This is a genomic window from Photobacterium sp. R1 (assembly GCF_054600795.1).
Genome location: NZ_BAAHZP010000033.1, coordinates 1 through 3,226, shown reverse-complemented (window position 1 = coordinate 3,226; position 3,226 = coordinate 1). Strand labels below are relative to the sequence as shown.

General features: G+C 47.9%; 3 protein-coding genes and 2 pseudogenes. All 5 read right to left on the bottom strand.

All coding sequences use genetic code 11. The features are described from left to right. Window positions 1–292 (bottom strand): annotated as a pseudogene (locus tag ACYP03_RS23735) (phage tail protein); the annotation flags it as partial. 74 nt (window positions 293–366) lie between these two features. Then, window positions 367–1,293, bottom strand: a complete 927-nt coding sequence (locus ACYP03_RS23730) for a hypothetical protein (RefSeq protein WP_459782329.1) — start codon at window positions 1,291–1,293, stop codon at window positions 367–369. Continuing rightward, window positions 1,293–2,423: a phage tail-collar fiber domain-containing protein gene (locus ACYP03_RS23725; RefSeq protein ID WP_459782328.1), complete on the bottom strand. Its 1,131-nt coding sequence runs from the start codon at window positions 2,421–2,423 to the stop codon at window positions 1,293–1,295. The genes ACYP03_RS23730 and ACYP03_RS23725 overlap by 1 nt, the downstream gene beginning before the upstream one ends. Further along, on the bottom strand, window positions 2,416–3,027 hold the full coding sequence (locus ACYP03_RS23720) for a phage tail protein I (protein ID WP_459782327.1): 612 nt from the start codon (window positions 3,025–3,027) through the stop codon (window positions 2,416–2,418). The genes ACYP03_RS23725 and ACYP03_RS23720 overlap by 8 nt, the downstream gene beginning before the upstream one ends. Then, window positions 3,020–3,226: pseudogene (locus ACYP03_RS23715) on the bottom strand (hypothetical protein); the annotation flags it as partial. The gene ACYP03_RS23720 and the pseudogene ACYP03_RS23715, both read right to left, overlap by 8 nt.

Below are 3,226 nucleotides of genomic sequence, written 5' to 3'. Positions count from 1 at the left end.
CCAGACTGATGCGGATTTTACTGCCATCGACAGAGACCGACAGGGTTTTACTGGCTGCAGCCGGATCAACCAGTTCCACACTGATTGCATTGCCCGCCTTGCCTGCCTGAGAGGCCGTGAACACCAGACCGTCATTAAGAACAGCGCTGCCGAGCGTCAGGCTGGCCGCTATGGCGGCTGCTGAGTTCGGGGCCGTACCAATTAGGCCAATCACCGCCGATTTCACGGTTTGAATGGGGCGTGTTCCATCATCAATTTCAATAACTTCAACACCGTGGAGAAATTGCGTCATAACCGATTCCTATTCGTCGGATAATAAAAAAACCCGCCGGGGCGGGGTGCTTATCAAGTCAAAGGGATGTAATGTCAGGCTAACCCGGACAAAACAGGGCGCTCACCAAATGGGAACCCCTGTTGTTCCGGGTACTCACTTAATAATTTTCTATCGTTCAGAAGCTGCATGAACGCTTCTTCAGATTGAATTGGGGAAGTTCTCATTTCAGGCGGGTAATTTTGATCTCTTTCATACTGGTCGATTCGGTCAATGACTTTTCTCAGTTCACTGTCACGCCAGTTTCTCTCTTCCCCTGATTTGATGGGCCGATGCCGTTCAATATCATAAACCCAGCCTTTTCCGTCTTCCCAGGAGTCAAAATCACCAGGCTCTTCTAAACAATGCGTCGCTGGCAATGGTTCGAGATCCTGAATCTCATAGTCCTCAGACTCAACTCTTGACTTTGCATAAGCAAACTTACCCCGGTTATCTTCCAGAATCCGCCACTCACCATTGCTGAAGTAGGGAGAAAAGCCGTCTTCTGTCTTCGGTGGTGTGATAAACGTATGGCCCTCCGGAAGCACGAAATTAAAATCAGACACTTCAAAACAGACGCCATACTGATTGTAATATTTCTCACCAATTAAAATCGGGTAAATGGACCATCCGTGGCCATGTTGATAGAGAACCGTCTGTGTTTCATTATCATACTCAGGTGGCGACTCTGTGATGGCCCAGTCTGGATATTGGCCGTCCGGCTCGCCAATGACATATTTTTCACCGCTTTCTGAATAAAATACCTCATAGGACATATCTTTGATTTCTTCAGACCAACGCTCTGAAATACGATCATATCTGGCAATCATGCCCGGCGCTGAAGGAACATAAAGATTTTGCGTAAAATCCTGCCCCAGCGAGGTGCCTTTCGCCACATGCTCATGACAGTTTTCAAGCCACCAGCCATCTTTAGACAGTCTTGAAACTTCAATCACTTTCGAAGAAGAGAAAAATTGATTCATTACGCCATCCTGATAATCCAGTTACATTTTCGGTGGTCAATTGTGTTTTTCAGCGCCCCAAATAATGCGACAAAAACAGTATGAGAATGGGAGCCGACATTGGTTACATGGGTGTGTTCACCCGCGGAATTCGTTAACCTGGAATGAGTCCACTGATTTGAATAGGTACCAAAGCCAGCATTCCCTCCACCATTTGCCGTATTCCCTAAGTAGTAATAACTCGTATGGGCGTGATTACCGGTTTTACTCGAAGTTTTATTCCCAATATTTGTCGAACTGACCGTTGAATTGGGATGGCCATGCTCGATGACTTTCCCTTTTTCCCAATCACCAACAGTTTCACTATCCTCTTTACCGATCAGGCCATTCCCCCGCATATCCGGGATAATGCCGTCCGGATAAACTTTCGCGAGTTCAGGATACAAACTTTTATCAAATGGCTGTGCTTTCATGATTGCAAATCCATCTGGAGCAATATCTGAGAACCAAGGGATTGGGGCACCAACCGGGTATATCCTGGAAGACAGGCTCAGCCATAAGCGATCCACCAGTTTTTGTGGGGAGAGTGCTTTCCAGAGCTGCGGCAGCTTGATGTGTTTCTCAGCCATTGACTGACTGTCAATATCATCATCCGTGGCTGCATTATCTTTTCTCTCCAGGTGTGCAACCTTGCTGTCAACATATTGCCTTGATGCAAGTACAATGGCTGGATCGATTTTTAATTCGACCGATTCAGCAGAACTAACCTGGAGGACAACACGGATCGTTTGGGTTCGACCTGAACCCTCTTCCAGAATAGGCTTGTATGTTTCAGGAAAATTACCGACGGCAATTAAGTCGCCATCTTCGTCATACACACCCACTTCCCGTATCGTCCATCCTCCAACGTTTTCAGGAATGATGAGTTCACAGATAATCCAATTTGCGTTATTTGGATCGACTTCAACCGAATTGAGGGGTAAACGGACCAACTCATTGACCAATTTTTTCTGCTGGGCATTTGGTGTAGGTAATGTCCCGTTACCATCGCCTACCGCTAATGTGGTGAACTTTACCGCCTGCCCTAATGCGGTGGCATTCGCTAATTTTGCTTCACCAATTTCGGTTAATAAAACATAAAATTTATTCATTGGGGTATACACTCACGCTGTCAATCGTGTGTTCTAAACCTGCATGACAATACAAACCTGTCACGGTTAACTGACTTTCTTTATATGGGAAAACAGAGGTGATATCGCCGCTGTAAATCGATGCGCCATAAAAGTACGCACCTCGCACTTCTGCTTTGATCTCCAATCCCAGCAAATGACTTCTGAGCGGCTTCGCATCATAGATAAGTGCCACCATCTGGGCATACACTTCATCAGTAATGCCTTTATCTAAAATGCCAACGCTCAATTCGAATGTATGGGGAGGCCCCTGAGGCGATTTTTCCCACCACTCAATGACGTCAATCAGAAAGCCCAGCGGCTCCACGACACGACGCACCGCTGCAATGGTGCCTTTGTGCTTGTGAACGAAAAACGCCGCATCAATGGCGGCGCGTTTCTCTTGCTCACTCCAGTTGGCATCCCATCGGTCTACAGAAAAGCTCTGAGCCAGATAGGGCAAAAATGCTGCCGGGCATTGCCACGGGTCCCATAAGTCACGGATGGTTACCGGAAGCTCTGGCGTAATGGCGCTTGCTATGGCCACTTCTGCCCGGGTCGCATTGGGGGGCAGAATGTTATTCATCTTCTCCCCCGTAATTCACCGTAATATTGATGCAATATCCGGCCTGCTCTTTGGAAATCACAATGTCTGCCGCCGGCTGATGCAGCACGACATTTTGCACACCGGCTGCATGCAGGGCTGCGTCGATGGCACTACGGCGAATATTGCGACCCAGCCGGAACTGCTCCGTGGTATAGGCGGCAATCCGCTCCTGCGCTGC